Source organism: Planifilum fimeticola, assembly GCF_003001905.1.
Lineage (GTDB): Bacteria > Bacillota > Bacilli > Thermoactinomycetales > DSM-44946 > Planifilum > Planifilum fimeticola.
Genome location: NZ_PVNE01000010.1, coordinates 72,332 through 91,051 on the forward strand (window position 1 = coordinate 72,332; position 18,720 = coordinate 91,051).

Below are 18,720 nucleotides of genomic sequence, written 5' to 3' on the forward strand. Positions count from 1 at the left end.
GAGCAAGGATGAGCTTTTTTAAACGATTGAAGGAACGGGTGTCCCGCACGACGGAATCGGTCACCCGCACCTTCGTATCGGGACTGAGCAAGACCAGCGATTCCCTCGTGGGCGCGATGGATGATCTTTTCCGGAGGAGCAAGATCGACGAGGAGATGTACGAGGAGCTGGAAGAGATCCTGATCGGTGCCGACGTGGGAGTGACCACCACGATGGAGTTGACCGACCGGCTGCGCCAGGAGGTGAAGGAGCGGAAAATCAAGGATCCGCAGGAGCTGAAGCCGCTCCTGTCGGAAATTTTGTCCGATCTCCTGCGCGGCGACGAAGGGGATTTGAAAATGAACCTCGCCCAGGAGGGGCTTTCGGTCCTCCTGTTTGTCGGCGTGAACGGCGTGGGCAAGACGACGACGATCGGGAAGCTGGCCCACAAATTGAGGGAAGACGGAAAGAAACCCCTGTTGGCTGCCGGGGACACCTTCCGCGCCGGGGCGATCGAGCAGTTGGAGACCTGGGGGAAGCGGGTCGGCGCCGACGTCATCAAGCACCAGGCGGGGGCGGATCCCGCCGCGGTGATCTACGACGGCATCCAGGCCGCCCGTTCCCGCAAAGCGGACGTCCTCCTGTGCGACACCGCCGGCCGCCTGCAAAACAAGGTGAACCTGATGGAGGAGCTGAAAAAGGTGCACCGGGTCATCCGGCGGGAAGTTCCCGATGCTCCCCATGAGGTGCTCCTGGTTTTGGATGCGACCACCGGGCAAAACGCCATCCAGCAGGCGAAAACCTTCCGGGAGGCGGTCGGGGTGAGCGGCATCATCCTGACCAAGTTGGACGGCACCGCCAAGGGCGGGATCGTCGTCGCCATCCGCCGCGAACTGGGGATTCCCATCAAATGGGTCGGCCTCGGGGAAAAGGTGGAGGATCTGCAGCCCTTCGACCCGGACCAGTTTGTCCACGCCCTCTTCGCCGATTCGATCCGGGAGGAAGAGGAGCAGGGAGAGTGACGGCTGGTCCTCAGGCTGTCGAGAATCTCGGCAGCCTGCTTTTGTTTGATCAAAAAAGGAGATAAGGAGGGCAAATTCGTAAATTGAATCCGCTTTTACTTCAGGATGTGATCTTGCTATGATTGATCGCGGGTGTTAATGGTTAAATTGCTGAAGAAGGGGCATTGAAAAGGCCTCGGTTTTTTGTTGCCGAACAACCGCGTTATCCGGAACTTGCAAGCAAATCGGGATCCTTTATCGCTTTGTGTGGCTTTCAGAATCCTTGCATTCTGGAAAAGGGGGAACAGGACCGAACGACCGGCTATTCCTTCTTTTATGACGAACAGCATACCCGAGGGTACCAATTTGGAAAAGTCTCGACTTAACTGAGTCGTTTCGCGATTCGCATTGAAGGTGTTTGGAATTCATGAAATCAGGAGTAGCACATATGCTTCAAATCAATACTTACATTTATGTACGATTCGATCTGAAACAATGGGCTTCGGAAATGGCGATGGATGAAATCGATCGTTTAAAAACAGCGGAACCTTATATTAATTTTGACTTCGAGGAATTGGAAGGGTATATTGATCTATCCTATTATGGAGCACCGATACTGGATGATCGTTATGGGGATTTGATTTACTTTACCTGGTATGAGATGGTTGATGCCATAGATTCCTTTGTAAAAACGGGACGGGGCTGTGCGGGTCTGTGGTCGATTCCCACTTCGATCTGCTTGGAGCAGATAAAAAATTCCGATCTTGTTTTGTTGAAAGTAGATGGAAAGGGCTGGTTGTTGCCCCAAAATGAGTTGTTGACGATATTGATCGATGGAGCCATCCAATTCTATGGAAACATGTTCAAAGTGTTCATGAGAAATAAAAAGGATTATCATGATTGTTTGAAATTGAAGGGACGACTTATCCGGGAAGGGATCATTTAAGCGGAAATATTACCCAAATTTTCATCATGTTCCGCAGCACTATACCGATTAAACAATTATTAGGTCGTCTTTCAAGGAAAACAACTTGACACCCGCTTTTGGTTTCTATATGATGAGGTACTGTGAGGCCTCCGGTGCCGAGGTGACGGCCATGTTGGAGAAAACCACCCGGATCAATCTGCTTTACGACTTTTACGGTCCGCTGCTCACGGACAAACAGCGGGCGATGTTGGAGCTCTATTATCACGAGGATTGGTCCTTGGGGGAGATCGCCGGACACTACGGAATCTCCCGCCAGGCGGTCTACGAAGCGGTGAAGCGGGCGCAGGACGTGATGATCGATTTGGAAAGCCGTCTTCGCCTGCTGGAGAAGCACCGCAGGAGGCGGGAGATTGCGGAGGAAATGTTGCGCCGGCTCGAGGAGATTCCGGAAGGGAAACGGGTGGCGGAGCCGCTCATCAGACAATTGTTGGACCTGGATTGACCGGATGGCAGAGGGAATTCGCCGAACGGGGAGGCTAACAGATGGCTTTTGAAGGGTTGTCCGAACGGTTGCAGGCCGTCCTCGGGAAGTTGCGTGGCAAGGGCAAGGTGACGGAGGCGGACGTCAAGGCGGCCATGCGCGAGGTGCGCCTTGCCCTGTTGGAAGCCGATGTGAACTTCAAAGTGGTGAAGGAATTCATCGACCGCGTCCGGGAACGGGCGGTCGGTCAAGAGGTGTTGAAAAGCCTGACCCCCGGTCAACAGGTGATCAAGGTGGTCAACGAGGAGTTGACCCGCCTGATGGGCGGTGAGCAGAGCAAGCTGACCTTTTCCTCTTCCCCGCCCACGGTGATCATGATGGTCGGGCTGCAGGGGGCCGGAAAAACCACCACCGCCGGAAAGTTGGCCCTCTATCTGAAAAAGCAGAACCGCCGTCCCATGTTGGTGGCCGGGGACGTTTACCGTCCCGCCGCCATCCGCCAGCTGGAAGTGCTGGGACAGCAGATTGACGTTCCCGTCTTCTCCCTGGGCGATAAGGAAAACCCCGTTCGCATCGCCGAGCAAGGGGTCCGTCGTGCCAAGGAAGAGGGATGTGACACGGTTCTCATCGACACCGCCGGCCGGCTGCACGTCGACGAAGCGATGATGGAGGAGCTTCGGTCGATCCGGGAATCCGTCAATCCGCAGGAAATCCTGCTGGTGGTGGACGCGATGACCGGTCAGGATGCGGTCAATGTCGCGGAACAGTTCCACAACCAGCTGGGCCTGACCGGCGTGGTGCTCACCAAGCTGGACGGAGACACCCGGGGCGGTGCCGCCCTGTCCGTCAAGGCGGTGACCGATTGTCCGATCAAGTTTGTGGGAACCGGGGAAAAGATGGAAGCCCTGGAACCCTTTCATCCGGACCGGATGGCTTCGCGCATCCTGGGAATGGGCGACGTGCTCACGCTGATCGAGAAGGCCCAGGCGGCCGTCGATGAGGAGCGCGCCCGGGAGCTCGAGCGGAAGATGCGCACGCAGCAGTTCACCTTCGACGATTTTCTGGAGCAGCTGCAGCAGGTGCGCAACATGGGTCCCCTTGACGAAATCCTCGGGATGATACCGGGCCTGAGCCAGGCGAAGGAATTGAAGAACCTTCAGGTGGATGAGAAGCAGCTGAGCCGGGTGGAAGCGATCATCCGGTCGATGACGCCCCAGGAGAAGCAACATCCGGAAATCCTCAACGCCAGCCGCCGCCGCCGGATCGCCCGGGGGAGCGGAACCACCATTCAGGAAGTGAACCGGCTGATCAAGCAGTTTGAAAGCATGAGGAAGATGATGAAGCAGTTTTCGACAAAGGCCAAAGGCGGCAAGAAGAAGTGGAAAAGAGGAGGATTCCCTTTTCCCTTCCGCTGACGCCGAGATTCTGCAAAGGAGGTGAGATGGAATGGCCGTACGAATTCGCCTGAAACGCATGGGTGCCAAGAAAACGCCCTTCTACCGGGTGGTGGTGGCCGACGCCCGCGCACCCCGGGATGGCCGGTTTATCGAGGAGATCGGATATTACAATCCGCTCACGGATCCGGCCCAGATCAAGATCGACGAGGAAAAAGCCCTCAAGTGGCTGGCGACGGGCGCACAACCGTCCGACACGGTGCGCAGCCTGTTCCGCAAGGCGGGGATTTTGAAGAAGGCCCATGAAGCGAAGAATCTGAAGTGATTCCCGCAGGTCAATGAGCAGGGGGGATTCCCATGGAAGAACTGATCCGGGTGATTGCCCGGTCGTTGGTGGATCACCCGAATCAGGTCAGCGTCGTCAAGCGGGAAGGGGAGCGAGTCGACGTGTATCAGCTGTCCGTCGCCCCCGAAGACATGGGCAAGGTGATCGGCAAGCAGGGGCGTGTGGCGAAGGCCATCCGCACCGTTGTCGGCGCGAAAGCGGCGAAGGACAAGAAACGCGTCGTGGTGGAGATCGTCTGAGGGCGGTCTTCGAGCTTCCCGCCCGGCAAATCCGGGTATGATCGAAAACTGGCTGAAAGGGAAGGGAATGCGGGTGATGAACCAGCCGGAGTGGCTCACCGTCGGCCAGATCGTTGGAACACACGGGATTCGCGGAGAAGTCCGGGTGATTTCCCGGACGGATTTTCCGGAAGAACGCTTCTCGCCCGGCGTCCGATTGATCCTCCGCCACCCGCGCCTTGAAAGTCCCGTTCCCCTGACGGTGGAGAGGAGCCGTCCGCACAAGCGGGTCCTCCTCATCAAGTTCCGCGAATGGAACAACATCAATGAAGCGGAGCCCTACAAGGGCGGCGAGTTGGTGGTGGAGGGCTCCGAGTCGTTGGATCTGGATGAGGGAGAGTATTATTTTTACCAGATCATCGGGTGTGAGGTGGTCACCACCGAAGGGGAGCGGATCGGCGTGGTGGAAGATATCCTCCAGATGCCCGCCAACGATGTGTGGGTTGTCCGGCCGGATGATGGAGGCCGGGACATTCTGATTCCCTACATCGATGATGTGGTGTTGCGTGTCGATCCGGATGCGGGACGCGTGACGATCCGCTGGATGGAAGGGTTGAGATGAGGTGGCGCAGATTCGATTTGACGTGCTGACGCTGTTTCCGGAGATGTTTTCCGGCTTCCTCTCCACCAGCATCATCGGAAGGGCGCGGGAAAAGGGATTGATCGCCGCGGAAGTGATCGATTTCCGACAGTTCAGCACCGACAAGCACCGCACGGTGGACGACACCCCCTACGGCGGAGGGGGCGGAATGGTGCTGAAACCGGAGCCGATATTCCGGGCGGTGGAGCACCTTTTGGCCGATGAGAGCGAGAAACCGCCCATCCTGCTGATGTCCCCCCAGGGGGAGCCCTTCACGCAGCGGAAGGCGGAGGAGCTGGCCCGTCACCGTCGGCTGATCCTGATCTGCGGCCATTATGAAGGTTATGATGAGCGGATCCGGCAACATTTGGCCACCGAGGAGCTGTCGATCGGGGACTATGTGTTGACCGGGGGAGAACTGCCGGCGATGGTGGTGATCGACTGCGTCAGCCGGCTCATACCCGGGGTGTTGGGCAACGAGTCCGCGGCGGCGGAGGATTCCTTTTCCACAGGACTTCTGGAATACCCCCAGTATACCCGTCCGGCCGATTTCCGGGGATGGAAGGTGCCCGAGGTGCTGCTTTCCGGGAATCACCGGAAAATCGACGAGTGGCGCCGGAGACAATCCCTCCGGCGCACCTGGGAGCGCCGGCCGGATCTGCTGGAGCACGCCGAATTGTCCGAGGAGGATCGGGCCTATTTGAGAAGCCTGGATCGGGAGGGCGAGCCTCCCTCGGATTGAGTTCCAACCGTGCCTGTGATAAAATATGCATTGTTTAAAGTGCTTTTTTCGGTTGGGCGCGCACTGTTTGCGTGGGAAGGAGGGATAGACATGCATCCGATCGTTCGGGAAGTGACGAAGGAGCAGCTTCGTAGCGATATCCCCGATTTTAAGGCGGGTGACACCGTCCGCGTGCACGTCAAGGTGATCGAAGGTCAACGCGAACGGATTCAGGTGTTCGAAGGCGTCGTCATCCAGCGGCGGGGCGGCGGCATTTCCGAGACCTTCTCGGTGCGGAAAGTTTCTTACGGGGTCGGTGTGGAACGCACATTCCCCCTGCATTCCCCCCGGATCGACAAAATCGAAGTGGTGCGCCGCGGAAAAGTTCGCCGTGCCAAACTGTTCTACCTGCGGAAACTGCGGGGGAAAGCGGCCCGGATCAAAGAAGTGCACCGCTGATGCGCGCAGGAAAAAAGGGCTTGAATTTCAAGCCCTTTTGTTTCACGTATTGGAAACCTGAAAATTGGGATGTTGAGAAGTCAGGAGGAGCTTTATGGAACCGTACGTTCCCCGTTCCGCCAGGCACCGCAGAAAAGGCGGAAATGAGGCGTGGGAATGGGTGCAAGCCCTGGTTATCGCCTTCATACTGGCGTGGATCATCCGCTCTTTTGTGTGCGAACCCTTTCACGTTTCCGGCCCGTCGATGAGAGAGACGCTTCATGACGGTGACCTGGTGTTGGTCAACAAACTGGTGTATGAGTTTCGCGAACCGAAGCGTGGAGAAGTGATCGTATTTGATTATCAAAAGGAAAAACGGGATTATATCAAGCGGGTGATCGGTCTTCCGGGCGACATCGTAGAGGTGCGCAACGGCAGGGTCCTGGTCAATGAGAGGAGCATACCCGAACCGTACATAAAACCGGGCACCCCGACTTCCGACATGCCTCCCACAAAGGTTCCCGAAGGACATCTCTTCGTCATGGGGGACAACCGCGGGAACAGCAGCGACAGCCGGGATATCGGACCGGTGCCGATCGACTGGGTGGTGGGGCGGGCGGACCTCGTCTTTTGGCCCATGACGGATTTCGGTTTTCTGTGGTGACGGGTGATGAAGATGGCGATACAGTGGTTTCCCGGCCATATGGCCAAGGCCCGCCGACAGGTGGAAGAAAAAATCAAAATGGTGGACGTGGTGCTGGAGCTGCTGGATGCACGCCTCCCCCAGTCCAGCCGTAACCCCTTGATCGATCGGTTGGTGGGCGACCGTCCGCGAATCGTCTTGATGATGAAAAGCGATTTGGCGGATGAAGCCGTCACCGAGGAGTGGATCCGGTTTTTCCGCGGACGGAACGTCGAAGCGGTGCCCATCGATGCCGGAAACCGGCGTCAGATCGCGGAGATTCCCCGGGCCGCGGATCGTTTGCTGGAAGAGAAAAAAGCGGCTCTGGAGCGGAAGGGCATCCGCTTCCAGCGGGTCCGTGCGATGGTGTTGGGGATTCCCAATGTGGGAAAATCGACGCTGATCAACCGGTTGGCGGGCCGCAGCGCCGCCAGGACGGGGGACCGTCCCGGGGTGACCCGGGGACAGCAGTGGATTCGGGTGGGGAATTCCATGGAGATCCTGGATACTCCCGGAATTCTGTGGCCCAAGCTGGAGGATCCCCGCGTCGGCCTCCGGCTGGCCGCCAGCGGGGCGATCCGGGAAGAGATTTTGCCCCTTGAGGAAGTGGCCCTTTTTTTGCTTCGGTATTTGCGGGAGCGGTACTCCGAACGTCTCCGGGAGCGGTATCGTCTGGAAGATCTCCCCTCGGCCGAAGGGGCCGAACTGCTGGAAGCGGTGGGTCGTCGCAGGGGTTGTGTGGCAAAAGGGGGAACCATCGACTGGGAAAAGGCGGCGGAGATTGTTCTTCGCGATTTTCGTTCGGGACGGTTCGGCCGCGTTTCCCTGGAACGGCCCGAAGATTGGCTGGAGGACGGGGAGGGAAAATCGGATGAAAGTGCGGGGGACGATCCGCGAAATTGAAGCGTGGCTCGCCGGAAAATCCGACGTATCCCGCGAACTGCTGGAGGAAATGCTTCGGGATTCCCGGGCGGGCGTGCGCAGAATCGCCCTTCGCCATCTCAGGAAAATCGAACGGATGGAGCAGGAAGCGGCCCGTCTCGAGAAGATGTGGCAGACGGAACGTACATACTGGGCGAGGGGCCTTAGGGCGGTTGCCGGATTGGACGAAGCCGGACGCGGGTGCCTCGCCGGTCCCGTGGTGGCGGCGGCGGTGATTCTTCCCGAAGATTTCGATGTTTCCGGATTGAACGATTCGAAACAGCTGAGCCCCTCGGAGCGGGAAGAGCTCCGGAGGCGGATTGACCGGGAGGCGACGGCCGTCGGGATCGGCATGGCGGACGTGGAGTATATCGATGTCCACAATATTCTGCAGGCCACCCTCGAGGCGATGCGGAGGGCGGTCTTGAGTCTCCAGGTTTCCCCGGATGCGCTTTTGGTGGATGCCTTGACGGTTCCCGGCCTGGCGATTCCCCAACAAGCGATCATCAAGGGGGACAGCCTCAGCCACTCCATCGCCGCGGCCTCCATCGTGGCCAAGACGGAGAGGGACCGGTTGATGGAGGAAGCAGCCGCCCGCTACCCCGAGTACGGGTTTGATCAAAACAAGGGGTATGCGACTCCCGACCACATGGCCGCGTTGGAACGATGGGGGCCGTGCCCCCTTCACCGGCGCAGTTTTGCACCCGTCCGGGAACGGCTGCAGGGATCCCTTTTTCCGGAGCGGTCGATGGGGTGATTCCGTTGCGGGAAAGAGGTGATCCCCGCCGGTCGACCGGGCGTATCGGGGAGGAATGGGCCCGGCGCTTTCTCGAATCCAAGGGATGGGAGATCTTGGACACCAACTGGCGCACCCGCTGGGGGGAATTGGATATCGTCGCCCTCCGGGACGGCCAGCTGATCGTGGTCGAGGTGCGGACGACACGGGGAACCCGGTTCGGATACGGATATGAATCGGTGGATTCTCGCAAGAGGCGCCAGGTTCGCCGGCTGGCCCTTCGCTATCTCCAGGAAAATGGCCTTTACCACCTGCCGGTTCGCTTTGACGTGATTTCCGTCCTGCTCGGCCGGGACGACCGGCCGAAGAGCATCCGTCACCTGGAGGGCGCCTTTTGAACAGATCGCCGGTCGAAGCGCTTGATGCGCTTTTTTTGTTTATGCCGAAGGAAAACCCCCTCCGCATTCCGCGGAGGGGGTTTCATGCATGGGGCTCGGGGGATCTTTCACACGGCTTTCGAATAGGTGTCCAAAAGGCGCTGGTACAGTTCGTCCCCGCCGATGTGAATGCGAAGGGCCACTTCGTCATTCCCGATGTTTTGCCATTGATAAAGCTGTTGAAACACCAGGTAGATGCATTTTTTCACCTCGGGATGGGGATACCGCTTCAGGTCGACGAACAGGCTGTACAAATCCGGCTCGTCCACCAGGTGAGGGGTGACTTTCATTGTCTCCAGGGTTTGTTCCAATCCCTTCAGCATCCAGTTCATCCACATGGGACGAGTGTTTTGCTCCTTGGTATGAGGAAAATACAAGGTGAAACCCATCATCGGATACCGGTGAATGTCCGTTTCCGTGTAGGTGGATTTTCCCTTGCTTTTGGAATCGTAAAGGAAAAATTCGATATGTACTTGAAATTGCTCTTCTTTTGCTCCCCGATCAACGGTCCTGGCCCGTTCCGCCCGTGGGCGATTGTCCATCCGCTCATCGCGGGGTTCCGGATCCGTCGGATGCTCCTCCCCTTCGGTGGCATGTTGATTCTTCTGGACGATCAGGCGCTTAAAAAGTGACTTCACGGAAACCACCTCTTTTCAATGTTCGGCCAGGGGTTGTCCCGTTCGACTCCGTCCTTTCCCGGGGGTCGAAGAGGGGTTGTCAACGGAGTTTGCTCTTCGTACCGAGTTCCTATATCTATAACATTAATATAGTACATTTTTGGAGCTTGTGCCATCAGCCCGGATTTCTCGTGTGGATTCTCAGTTTTTTCGCAAGGGCGGATACTCAGAAAACATCGGCAAAATGTGATAATCTATTTACAGATGAAAGGAGGGACGGCATTGGCTCTGTCGGATGATCGGTTGGAGGATCTGACCGCAATTCTCGGAAGCGATCGGGTCCATCGGAATGCTCCGGAGGCATCCCTGTGGGGATCCTCGCCGGCGCCCGTCGTTTTTGCGGAGTCGGAGGAGGAGATCCAGAGGGTGGTCCGTTGGGCGGCCGAAACGGGTGTGTCGGTCGTTCCTCGGGGCAGGGGAGCGTATGCCGGATACGGCAACCGGGTGAACCGGGATTTCGTCATCCTTTCCCTTGAACGGATGAGCGGCGTGCTGGAACACTCGGCGGGCGATCTGACGGTTACGGTGCGGGCGGGAACTTCTCTGGCAACCTTGCGGGATCACCTGTCCAGGCGGGGACAGTTTCTCCCTCTGGATCCGCCCCGGCCGGAGATGACCACGGCGGGCGGGGCGGTGGTGACGGGGATGACCGGACCCAAACGCCTCAAGTACGGAACCGTACGGGACTGGGTGATCGGCCTGCGGGTGGTTCTGGCCGACGGCCGGGTGATCCGAACCGGCGGAAAAGTGGTGAAAAATGTGGCCGGATACGACATGAACAAATTGTTTGTGGGATCTCTGGGCACCCTGGGGATCATCACCGAATGCACCTTCAAGCTGCGTCCTGTGCCCCCCGTGGAAATCCTGATTCTTCTGGAAGCCGACGATTGGAATGCCGTGCAACGCTTGAGCCGCCGCCTTTTGGATTCGCCCATGGAGCCGGCGGCGGTGGAGGCGGTAAACGGCGAAGCGATGCGTCTGTTCTCCGAGGCATGGCAAGCGCCCTGCGGCGTGATGGTCGGCTTTGAGGATGAACGTTCGGCAGTGGAGGCGCAATGGGACCGGTTGAAGTCTTGGGCGACGGAGGAGGGGCTCCGTTTGCACTTCGCGCTGGAGGGAGGAGACGCGGCGGAAGGTTGGCGGGTGTTGGGAGAGGCGGTTCCGGGCGCCCTCGATCCGCCGGAGAGCGAGACGGCGGTGGTGGCCAAGGGCATCACGCTGCCCGACCGGGTTCCGGAAATGCTCCGGGCGGTGGATGAGGTTTCCTCAGAGGAAGATCTGCGGGCGATTGCCCACGGAGGAGCGGGAACCGGGGTGGTTCGGGCGGTACTCCGGGCGCCGAAGGAACGGCTGAATGCCCTCACAGCCGCCTTGAAACGGCTTCGGGGACGGTTCGAGGAGCCGGGGGGTTATCTGGTATTGGAGCAGGCCCCCCTTGAAGTGAAGGAGCGGATCCCCGTGTGGGGTCGGTCGCCCGGCGGGCTATTCATGATGCGGCGGCTGAAGGAACGCTTGGATCCCGACGGTCGGCTCAATCCGGGACGCTTTGTGGGAGGGATATGATATGGCTGCGGCAACCGGCTATCCTTATCCGGATCCCCCGGACGAGGGGAAGTGGTCTGTCTGCATTCACTGCGGGATGTGTCTCGACGCCTGTCCCACCTATCAGGAGGAAAAACTGGAACACCAGTCGCCGCGGGGGCGGGTGTATTTGATCAAGGCGGCGGGCGAAGGGCGGATCGGGCTGGATGAGGGTTTGTACGACCCGGTTTTTCAATGCCTCGATTGCCGGGCCTGCGAAACGGCTTGTCCCTCCGGCGTGCAGGTGGGAGCCCTCATCGAGGAGGCCCGAGGGCAGCTGCATCAGGCGATGCCGCCCCGCGGGTGGAAGGGGATGGTCAGCCGCCTCTTCCTGCGGCACATCTTTCCCAAGCCGGAGCGGCTCCATTTCCTCGGGAAATTGCTGAGATTTTATCAGCGTTCGGGACTGCAAGCGGCGGCCCGTAAGCTGGGCCTCCTTTCGCTGTTGCCCGACCATCTGCGCGGGATGGAGGCGGTTCTGCCGGAGATCCCGGAAGCCCCCTCGCGGAAGCGCCTTCCGAAGGTATCCCCCGCTCGGGGGGAACGGAGGTACCGGGTGGCTTTGCTGACGGGTTGTGTCATGGATGTGGTGTATGGCGGTATCAATGAGGCGACGGTCCGGGTGCTGACGCGCAACGGATGCGACGTGGTGATCCCGGAGCGGCAACGCTGTTGCGGCGCCCTGCAGGTCCATGCCGGGGATCGAGAGACGGCCAAGGAACTGGCCCGACAGAACATCGACGCCTTTCTCGATGCGGGGGTGGACCGGGTGATCGTCAACGCCGCCGGTTGCGGTTCCGCGATGCAGGAGTACGGGGAACTCTTGGCCGGCGATCCGGAGTACCGGGAAAAGGCGGCCCGGCTTGCCGGCATGGTGCAGGATGTGGCCAGCTTTTTGGATGAGATCGGTTATGAGCCGCCTTCCGGAAGAGTGAACGGAACCGTCACTTATCACGAAGCATGCCATCTGGCCCACGGGCAGCGGGTGAGGCAGCAGCCGCGGAAACTGCTGAAGAGCATCCCCGGCCTCACCCTGGTGGAGATGCCCGACGCGGCCCGCTGTTGCGGCAGCGCGGGGGTCTACAATCTGACCCATCCGGACATGGCGGGGCGACTGCTGGAGAGGAAGGTGGACGACATACCCGAAGGGGTCGATTATGTCGCCATGGGCAATCCCGGCTGCATGCTGCAGATCGCCATGGGAATCCATGAGCGGGGCGGGCGGGAACGGGTGGTGCACACGGTGGAGCTGCTGGATGAGGCTTACCGGAGAGAGGGGATGCCGGAGGAGGAAGTGGCCGCCGCTGTGGAAGCTCCCGCAAGGGGCGTTTCCGAACCCCGGGATGAGGGGCTGATCGAAGAATTGATCCGCCTTCTGGGCAAGGATGCGGTTCTGTTCAGAAAAGAGGATCTCCTCGCCTACGAGTGCGACGCTTACACGCTGGAAAAGGCGCAGCCCCGCGCCGTCGTATTTCCGAAGGATACCGAAGAGACGGCTGAAGTGGTCCGCCTTTTGAACCGGATGAAGATTCCCTTCATCCCGCGGGGAGCGGGAACGGGGTTGAGCGGGGGGGCCACTCCCCGGGGCGGGGAAGTGATCATCAGCCTGGCCCGGATGAACCGGCTCCTCTCCGTCGATCTGCCCAACCGGATCGCCGTGGTCCAGCCCGGTTACATCAATCTGCACCTGACGCAGGCCGTGTCGGACCGGGGATATTACTACGCCCCCGACCCCTCCAGCCAACAGGCCTGCACCATCGGCGGGAACGTGGGGGAAAACGCCGGGGGCGCCCACTGTCTCAAGTACGGGGTGACCACCAATCACGTGTTGGGGATCAAAGTGGTTCTGCCCGACGGAGAAGTGGCGGAACTGGGCGGACTTCCGGACACGCCGGGATACGATCTGGTGGGGCTGTTTGTCGGTTCCGAGGGAACGATGGGCATCGTTACGGAAATCACCGTCCGGCTGATGAAGAAGCCGGAAGGAGTCCGGACGGTGTTGGCTCTCTTTGACCGGGTGGAGGACGCCAGCGAGGCCGTGTCCGACATCATTGCCGCGGGAATCCTGCCCGCCGCCCTGGAGATGATGGACACCCTGGCCATCGAGGCGGTGGAGAAGGGAACGTTTCCCGTGGGCTACCCCAGGGATGTGGAAGCGGTGTTGCTGGTGGAAGTGGACGGGGTGGAAGCGGGCCTGGAGGAGCAGATCCGGAGGATCGTCGATGTCTGCCGAAAACATCGCGTCCGCGAAGTGCGCCCCGCCGCCTCGGAGGAAGAGCGGGCCCGCTGGTGGGCCAACCGGAAAACCGCCTTCGGGGCGGTGGGAACCCTTTCCCCGGATTATCTGGTGCAGGACGGAGTGATTCCTCGGAGCCGGCTGCCGGAAGTGCTGGCCCGGGTGGCGGAGATCGGGAAGGAAAAGGGCGTGCGCATCGCCAACGTGTTCCATGCCGGCGACGGCAACCTGCATCCCCTGATCCTGTTCGATTCCCGGGTTCCCGGTAAAACGGAGCGGGCCATTCAGGCCGGGTCCGCCATCCTGAAGGTTTGCGTCGACGTGGGCGGCAGCATCACCGGCGAACACGGGGTCGGTTTGGAAAAGCGGGAAGAGATGAAATATCTTCTGACCGAGGAGGAACTGGAGGTTCAAACCGCCGTCCGCGAAGTGTTCAACCCGGAGGATCTGTGCAATCCCGGAAAGATGTTGCCCCGTCCCGCCCGCTGCGCCGAGGTGAAGAAGCATGCGAAGGATCAGGATTCCGGGGGATGATGCTCTCCAGGCCGAACGGAACCGCATGTCGCGGCGTCATGCCGCGGGATGCGGTTTTTTTCTTCCTGCCTGCGGAAGGATTTCCCAAATCAGGGATCGAAATATTCTTTCTTGAACTGATGGTTTCTTTTTTTCGGAGGGTTTTATGTACGCGAAGCTGTACAGCGCGACCGTTTACGGAATCGACGGAATCATCGTCGAGGTGGAGGTCGACATCCATAATGGCCTGCCGGCCTTTGATGTTGTGGGGTTACCCGATTCCGCCGTGCGGGAATCCCGCGAACGGGTGCGGTCGGCCATCAAAAACAGCGGCGGGCGGTTTCCCCTTCAGCGGATCACCACCAATTTGGCCCCGGCGGATCTGAAAAAGGAGGGGTCCGGGTTTGACCTGGCCATCGCCCTGGGCGTGATGGGGGCCAGCGGCCAGGTTCCCCTGGAGCATGCGAGGGACCTCCTCCTGCTGGGAGAATTGGCCTTGGATGGCACGCTCCGCCCGTTGACGGGAGTGCTTCCGATGGTGATCGCCGGGCGGGAACGGGGAATCCGCCGGGTGATGCTTCCCCGGCAGAACGCTTCCGAAGCGCGTCTGGTCGAGGGGATGGAGGTGATCTCGGTCGGGTCCCTTCGGGAAGCGGTGCAGGTGCTGCGGGGGGAGATCCGGCCGGAGGCTCCGGAACCGGAACCCGGGGAAGAGGAGGAGCATACGACGGATGACTTTGCCGACGTACAAGGCCAGTCCCATGTGAAGCGGGCATTGGAGGTGGCTGCCGCCGGCATGCACAACCTACTCATGATCGGACCGCCCGGCTCGGGCAAGACGATGCTGGCGCGGCGCATTCCCTCCATCCTGCCGGAGATGACCGATCGGGAATCCCTGGAAGTGACCAAGATCTTCAGCATTGCCGGACTGTTCGGCGGCCGCGGGAAGCTGATCACCCGGCGTCCCTTTCGCAGTCCCCATCACACCATTTCGCAGGCCGGATTGATCGGGGGAGGCAATATCCCGAAGCCAGGGGAAGTTTCTCTGGCCCATCGAGGCGTGCTGTTTCTCGACGAAATGCCCGAGTTTTCCAAGAGCGCCCTGGAGGTGCTTCGTCAGCCCCTGGAGGACCGGGAGGTGACCATTTCCCGCGCCCGGGCCGTGTTCACCTATCCGGCGGAGTTCATGCTGGTCGGTTCGATGAATCCCTGTCCGTGCAGTTAACAACTTGGGAGAAAGTGAAGTTGACGGAAACATTGGCTTGGAGTTTGCCTCTTTCGTCGGTCTCCGTGTTTACCCGAATCTCTCTCACCAAAGTCTTAACGATTTGCCGACGGTCCTCGAAAGATGGATTCTTTTCTAGCTTGGATCGGAGGTCTGCGAGGAGTTCTTCCGCGTTGTTGAACTGCTGCTCCACTTCCTTTTCCATCTCAATCTTTCGGGCCAGTTCCGCGTCCTGTTGCTGGAGGGCTTCCTTTTCCCGAGCGATCTTAAGGAGCTGCTCTTCCACATCTGCCGATGTGATGAGCTGCTTTCGGTACAGGTCGAGGATCTGTTGCTTTTCCTTCTCCTTATCCTCTATGGCCTTCCGGATCATTTTTTCCTCAGCTTCAAGATCGGCTTGGCCGGATTTTCTCTCCTCAAGACTGGTAGCCAGCTCCTTCATCGCGTCACCCGGGTTGGTGATGAAGTCGACGCACTGTTTCCACACCATTTCCTCAATCCATTGAGCGGGGATGTTTTTCGACGGGCATTTGCCTTTATACTTGCCGCGGTATGTCGTTTTCCCGTTACAGACGTAATAAACCTTGGGTTTCCGACCCGGCCCTGGGAACTGAGTGCCGCAATAGTTAAGACCGCACAACCCGCATTTAATGAGTCCCCGCAGAAGGTATTTCCGCTTGGCGTTTCGCATGGCCTCCAGATGATTATCCTTCAAGACCTTTTGGGCTTTTTCCCATTGATTGGAGGATACGATTGCGGGAACCTCCCGGGTGATGATCTCCCGTTGTTTGTTTGTGCGCTTTCCATACTGGTGGATTCCCTTGTATGTTGTGTTGACGATCATGTTCCGGATCCGGCTGGGTGTCCACACCCCGGCAGTGTTGACCTTGCGTTTACCCTTTTTGACTTTGCGGCCGTCTTTTTTATACGCTGGCGGAACACCTATTGAGTTCAAATAGTCCGCAACCCGGATGGTGGAGTAGCGCTGTTCGGCGATCAGGCGGAAGATCAGCCGGACCACATCCGCCTCACTCATGTCCATCCCGGGGAGAGGATCCTCGTTGATCTCCAGGTACCCCTCGTCATTGACCCTGTAGCCGTAGGGAACGATCCCCCCGAGCCACTTGCCCTTTCGAGCGGCACGGTTGGCCCCGTACCACAACCGCTCCAGGATCGTCTCCCGATCCAGGTCCGCGACACCGGCAAGGATCGTGAGGAGAAACCGGCCACTGGGATCGCCGGTGTCGAAGGGTTGGGTCATAGACCGGATTTTTACGCCGGTCTGTTCCAGTTCGTGGACGGCGTTGAGGATGACACGGGCTGATCGGCCAAGTCGGTCAAGCTTGTAGACGAGTAGGAGCTGAAACTTCCCGTCTTTTGCGTCGGCCAAGAGCCTGGCGCCGGCATCGCGTTCCTCCAGGGGAATGGTACCGGAAACTCCGTCGTCCTGGTACCACTCCACCACGTCGATCTTGTGGAGGTCACAGTATTTGCTGGCAAACTCCAACTGGGTTTCGATTGTCCGGCGCTCCTGCTGGTCTTCGGATGAAACTCGGGCGTAGACGGCGGCTTTCATGGTTAAGCACTCCCGGTCTGAGTTAAAGGGGCGCTAGGGGGCTTACAGAAGATCTCCCTTTGCTTTGTATAGCTTAATTCGCTCCACTTCACTACTCACTAGGTTACGGTGTTCTTTGGACAGAAACCAAGTTGCGGGATGCCACTCGCCGGTATCTGCATAATAGTTGGTGATTTCTATATCGTATGGCTGAAAGACTTTGGCGAAAGTGAGGTAAGTGCGTAACTGATGAAATGGTGATGTGACTAGGATCACATGGGAAAAATGATGTTTTTTCAGCAAAGTGAGTACGTACTCTGCATTTTCACGTGTGTGTAAAGACTCATTTTCGACCAGAATATTTTCCGCGGGAACTCCCATAGCCAAAGCCTTATCTCGCATGTATTTGGCTCCAAGATTAGTATCCCACGTTTTTGCCGCATTAGCGATATCTTTTTCCTGTATACGTCCGTTCGAAGCTGCGGTTTTAAGCTCTTCCAGAGGAATAAGATTAGGCGTTTCTGTTACTTTCACACTGAATTTCCCACTACAAATAATGTATGGAGCCCATCCTTGGTGAAACAGACTCACGGCAGTACGTATTTTACCGTCCAGAAACTTGATATTTCCGCGGGTGCCGGCGAGTACAACAATAGCATCAGCTTTTTGTAGACGATCCCTTAATGCAAACCGTTTTCCTTTCTTATAGAATATAAACCAAGCTACTAGGTTCAACAAAATGAAACCAATGAGCAACATAATAATTTCTATTTCACTCACCACTTTCAACGAGACTCTCAGTGAGTACGTTGCCCAAATCAGCGATGTTCGGGTCTTTTCTCCATTTAGATTGAATCAATTTAGTGTGTAATGTCTTTACCTTATTCATGATCTTACTTGATCCAGCTGAACGCGCAAGCATAAACGCATCTTGTGCATTGTGAACGCAAGCATCAAGGATACCGAGCCCATAATAAGCTTCCGCTTTTTGAGTAAGTAATCTTGCACGGCCTCGAATAAGCGCAGGATCATAACCGGCAAGGCTGTTATCGATCAACTCAATAGCCTGTTTATAGTCATGCAAGAGCATTGCATTTACTCCCTTTTGGGCTATTAAAGATGCTGTATTGAGGCGTATCAAACTTTGTTCAGGGATGAGGGGCTGACGTTCAAGGGTCTTCTCTGCAAGACTAATACTATGCCAGCTTTCCCGTGATTGCTGCGCTTTAGCTTGTGCCTCTGAAAGAGCCTGTAGGATATAGCCTTCCAGTTTGATGTATCCAAGGTGTTTGATGGTTTCAACGGCAAGGTTGAAGTAGGTGATAGCCGCTTTTGGGGATTCTTGCTGATTAAATGTGATCCCCTCACGTACAAGAGCGGCGGCTATTAATTCAGGGTCGAACAATTCTCGAGCGACAAGAAGTGCTTTCCTATGAGCCACATGTGCTTCAGGGTAGCACGTTAAATCCCGGTACACAGATCCTTGCAGTTGATATCCTAAAGAAAGTAATCTTAATGCACGCTCATACAAATGATCACCACGCAACAGATTAACACAGTTTAAAATATGTTGCACCAATGTATTTAGACCTTGATAGGCCAGATTTGTTCCTCCTGTATGATATAATGACCAACGACTCGTTATGTCATTTTCGAGGATGGATAAATAGTCGCTACACAAAACGGTATGAAGTTGGTCTTGATTCAAAATTTGTGGAGTGTCATGTTTTTCAGGAGCAAGCAACCCTAATTGTTCGGGTGTTTTTTGAAGGCATTCACACAATCGCTGAATACTGTCCACTCTGATCGGTTCCCCACGTTCTGCCCGCTCAATGGTCGAGCGGGAGAGTCCGGCAAAGTCTGCCAGCTGCTGCTGACTCCACCCTTTCTTACGCCTTGCTGCGCGTAACAAAGAATTCTTCATCATCGCACCTCCCCGTACGCCTTTGCTGCTCACCCTGTTCGACATATGTCAAAAGTCAAGGATAAGTGACGGATTAGTGAAGGATAA

20 protein-coding genes and 1 pseudogene are annotated in these 18,720 nt (G+C 57.7%); 17 read left to right on the forward strand and 4 right to left on the reverse strand.

Annotated elements, in window-relative coordinates:
* Positions 1-8 precede the first annotated feature (8 nt).
* The 13 genes from ftsY (at position 9) to CLV97_RS08000 (ending at position 8,883) form a co-directional block, all read left to right on the forward strand.
* Entirely contained in the window at positions 9-1,001 is a 993-nt protein-coding gene (gene ftsY / locus CLV97_RS07935) for a signal recognition particle-docking protein FtsY (protein WP_106344985.1), read from the forward strand.
* Positions 1,002-1,428: 427 nt separating this feature from the next.
* Positions 1,429-1,926 carry a hypothetical protein gene (locus tag CLV97_RS07945; RefSeq protein ID WP_106344987.1) on the forward strand — a complete coding sequence of 166 codons (498 nt, stop codon included), beginning with the start codon at positions 1,429-1,431 and terminating at the stop codon, positions 1,924-1,926.
* Positions 1,927-2,038: 112 nt separating this feature from the next.
* Positions 2,039-2,410 carry a YlxM family DNA-binding protein gene (ylxM, locus tag CLV97_RS07950; protein ID WP_245891433.1) on the forward strand — a complete coding sequence of 124 codons (372 nt, stop codon included), beginning with the start codon at positions 2,039-2,041 and terminating at the stop codon, positions 2,408-2,410.
* 41 nt (positions 2,411-2,451) lie between these two features.
* Positions 2,452-3,804 carry a signal recognition particle protein gene (gene ffh / locus CLV97_RS07955; RefSeq protein ID WP_106344989.1) on the forward strand — a complete coding sequence of 451 codons (1,353 nt, stop codon included), beginning with the start codon at positions 2,452-2,454 and terminating at the stop codon, positions 3,802-3,804.
* A gap of 31 nt (positions 3,805-3,835) precedes the next feature.
* Entirely contained in the window at positions 3,836-4,108 is a 273-nt protein-coding gene (gene rpsP, locus CLV97_RS07960; protein ID WP_106344990.1) for a 30S ribosomal protein S16, read from the forward strand.
* A 32-nt stretch (positions 4,109-4,140) separates the two neighbouring features.
* Positions 4,141-4,368 carry a KH domain-containing protein gene (locus CLV97_RS07965; protein ID WP_106344991.1) on the forward strand — a complete coding sequence of 76 codons (228 nt, stop codon included), beginning with the start codon at positions 4,141-4,143 and terminating at the stop codon, positions 4,366-4,368.
* 37 nt (positions 4,369-4,405) lie between these two features.
* Complete coding sequence (rimM, locus tag CLV97_RS07970; protein ID WP_425440555.1) at positions 4,406-4,969, forward strand: ribosome maturation factor RimM; 564 nt, start codon at positions 4,406-4,408, stop codon at positions 4,967-4,969.
* 10 nt (positions 4,970-4,979) lie between these two features.
* A complete protein-coding gene (gene trmD, locus CLV97_RS07975) occupies positions 4,980-5,729 on the forward strand; it encodes a tRNA (guanosine(37)-N1)-methyltransferase TrmD (protein WP_106345044.1) in 750 nt (249 codons plus the stop codon).
* A 90-nt stretch (positions 5,730-5,819) separates the two neighbouring features.
* The gene (rplS, locus tag CLV97_RS07980) at positions 5,820-6,167 is read left to right on the forward strand and encodes a 50S ribosomal protein L19 (RefSeq protein ID WP_106344992.1); all 348 of its coding nucleotides are present in this window, start codon (positions 5,820-5,822) and stop codon (positions 6,165-6,167) included.
* Positions 6,168-6,261: 94 nt separating this feature from the next.
* Complete coding sequence (gene lepB / locus CLV97_RS07985) at positions 6,262-6,810, forward strand: signal peptidase I (RefSeq protein WP_106344993.1); 549 nt, start codon at positions 6,262-6,264, stop codon at positions 6,808-6,810.
* A gap of 12 nt (positions 6,811-6,822) precedes the next feature.
* Positions 6,823-7,731: a ribosome biogenesis GTPase YlqF gene (ylqF, locus tag CLV97_RS07990; RefSeq protein ID WP_106345045.1), complete on the forward strand. Its 909-nt coding sequence runs from the start codon at positions 6,823-6,825 to the stop codon at positions 7,729-7,731.
* Positions 7,700-8,506 carry a ribonuclease HII gene (locus tag CLV97_RS07995; RefSeq protein WP_106344994.1) on the forward strand — a complete coding sequence of 269 codons (807 nt, stop codon included), beginning with the start codon at positions 7,700-7,702 and terminating at the stop codon, positions 8,504-8,506. Before ylqF ends, CLV97_RS07995 begins: the two co-directional genes overlap by 32 nt.
* A gap of 5 nt (positions 8,507-8,511) precedes the next feature.
* Positions 8,512-8,883: a YraN family protein gene (locus CLV97_RS08000; RefSeq protein ID WP_245891434.1), complete on the forward strand. Its 372-nt coding sequence runs from the start codon at positions 8,512-8,514 to the stop codon at positions 8,881-8,883.
* 107 nt (positions 8,884-8,990) lie between these two features.
* Here CLV97_RS08000 and CLV97_RS08005 read toward each other — a convergent pair whose 3' ends face one another.
* Positions 8,991-9,560 carry a hypothetical protein gene (locus tag CLV97_RS08005; protein WP_106344996.1) on the reverse strand — a complete coding sequence of 190 codons (570 nt, stop codon included), beginning with the start codon at positions 9,558-9,560 and terminating at the stop codon, positions 8,991-8,993.
* Positions 9,561-9,821: 261 nt separating this feature from the next.
* Here CLV97_RS08005 and CLV97_RS08010 point away from each other — a divergent pair, with 261 nt between their 5' ends.
* The 4 genes and pseudogenes from CLV97_RS08010 to CLV97_RS08025 all read left to right on the forward strand — a co-directional run bounded on the left by CLV97_RS08010 (position 9,822) and on the right by CLV97_RS08025 (position 15,154).
* Positions 9,822-11,162 carry an FAD-binding oxidoreductase gene (locus CLV97_RS08010; protein WP_170070408.1) on the forward strand — a complete coding sequence of 447 codons (1,341 nt, stop codon included), beginning with the start codon at positions 9,822-9,824 and terminating at the stop codon, positions 11,160-11,162.
* Position 11,163: 1 nt separating this feature from the next.
* Positions 11,164-12,456 (forward strand): annotated as a pseudogene (locus CLV97_RS08015) ((Fe-S)-binding protein); the annotation flags it as partial.
* 75 nt (positions 12,457-12,531) lie between these two features.
* The gene (locus tag CLV97_RS08020; protein WP_425440556.1) at positions 12,532-13,950 is read left to right on the forward strand and encodes an FAD-linked oxidase C-terminal domain-containing protein; all 1,419 of its coding nucleotides are present in this window, start codon (positions 12,532-12,534) and stop codon (positions 13,948-13,950) included.
* 145 nt (positions 13,951-14,095) lie between these two features.
* On the forward strand, positions 14,096-15,154 hold the full coding sequence (locus CLV97_RS08025; protein WP_106344998.1) for a YifB family Mg chelatase-like AAA ATPase: 1,059 nt from the start codon (positions 14,096-14,098) through the stop codon (positions 15,152-15,154).
* Here the strand turns inward: CLV97_RS08025 and CLV97_RS08030 are convergent.
* The 3 genes from CLV97_RS08030 to CLV97_RS08040 are packed head-to-tail and all read right to left on the reverse strand — an operon-like array spanning position 15,114 to position 18,633.
* Positions 15,114-16,730 carry a recombinase family protein gene (locus CLV97_RS08030; protein WP_106344999.1) on the reverse strand — a complete coding sequence of 539 codons (1,617 nt, stop codon included), beginning with the start codon at positions 16,728-16,730 and terminating at the stop codon, positions 15,114-15,116. The genes CLV97_RS08025 and CLV97_RS08030 overlap by 41 nt on opposite strands.
* 42 nt (positions 16,731-16,772) lie before the next feature.
* Positions 16,773-17,492: a YdcF family protein gene (locus tag CLV97_RS08035; RefSeq protein ID WP_106345000.1), complete on the reverse strand. Its 720-nt coding sequence runs from the start codon at positions 17,490-17,492 to the stop codon at positions 16,773-16,775.
* On the reverse strand, positions 17,482-18,633 hold the full coding sequence (locus CLV97_RS08040) for a helix-turn-helix domain-containing protein (RefSeq protein ID WP_170070409.1): 1,152 nt from the start codon (positions 18,631-18,633) through the stop codon (positions 17,482-17,484). The genes CLV97_RS08035 and CLV97_RS08040 overlap by 11 nt, the downstream gene beginning before the upstream one ends.
* Between the last annotated feature and the right edge of the window lie 87 nt (positions 18,634-18,720).

What these genes read in the sequence shown, in the direction of transcription:
- ffh (WP_106344989.1), top strand. Translation starts at nt 2,452, where the DNA reads ATGGCTTTTGAAGGGTTGTCCGAACGGTTGCAGGCCGTCCTCGGGAAG.
- CLV97_RS08040 (WP_170070409.1), bottom strand. Translation starts at nt 18,633, where the DNA reads ATGAAGAATTCTTTGTTACGCGCAGCAAGGCGTAAGAAAGGGTGGAGT.
- CLV97_RS07965 (WP_106344991.1), top strand. Translation starts at nt 4,141, where the DNA reads ATGGAAGAACTGATCCGGGTGATTGCCCGGTCGTTGGTGGATCACCCG.
- rimM (WP_425440555.1), top strand. Translation starts at nt 4,406, where the DNA reads ATGATCGAAAACTGGCTGAAAGGGAAGGGAATGCGGGTGATGAACCAG.
- ylxM (WP_245891433.1), top strand. Translation starts at nt 2,039, where the DNA reads ATGAGGTACTGTGAGGCCTCCGGTGCCGAGGTGACGGCCATGTTGGAG.
- ylqF (WP_106345045.1), top strand. Translation starts at nt 6,823, where the DNA reads ATGGCGATACAGTGGTTTCCCGGCCATATGGCCAAGGCCCGCCGACAG.
- lepB (WP_106344993.1), top strand. Translation starts at nt 6,262, where the DNA reads ATGGAACCGTACGTTCCCCGTTCCGCCAGGCACCGCAGAAAAGGCGGA.
- CLV97_RS07945 (WP_106344987.1), top strand. Translation starts at nt 1,429, where the DNA reads ATGCTTCAAATCAATACTTACATTTATGTACGATTCGATCTGAAACAA.
- CLV97_RS07995 (WP_106344994.1), top strand. Translation starts at nt 7,700, where the DNA reads ATGAAAGTGCGGGGGACGATCCGCGAAATTGAAGCGTGGCTCGCCGGA.
- CLV97_RS08025 (WP_106344998.1), top strand. Translation starts at nt 14,096, where the DNA reads ATGTACGCGAAGCTGTACAGCGCGACCGTTTACGGAATCGACGGAATC.
- rpsP (WP_106344990.1), top strand. Translation starts at nt 3,836, where the DNA reads ATGGCCGTACGAATTCGCCTGAAACGCATGGGTGCCAAGAAAACGCCC.
- rplS (WP_106344992.1), top strand. Translation starts at nt 5,820, where the DNA reads ATGCATCCGATCGTTCGGGAAGTGACGAAGGAGCAGCTTCGTAGCGAT.
- CLV97_RS08030 (WP_106344999.1), bottom strand. Translation starts at nt 16,730, where the DNA reads ATGAAAGCCGCCGTCTACGCCCGAGTTTCATCCGAAGACCAGCAGGAG.
- ftsY (WP_106344985.1), top strand. Translation starts at nt 9, where the DNA reads ATGAGCTTTTTTAAACGATTGAAGGAACGGGTGTCCCGCACGACGGAA.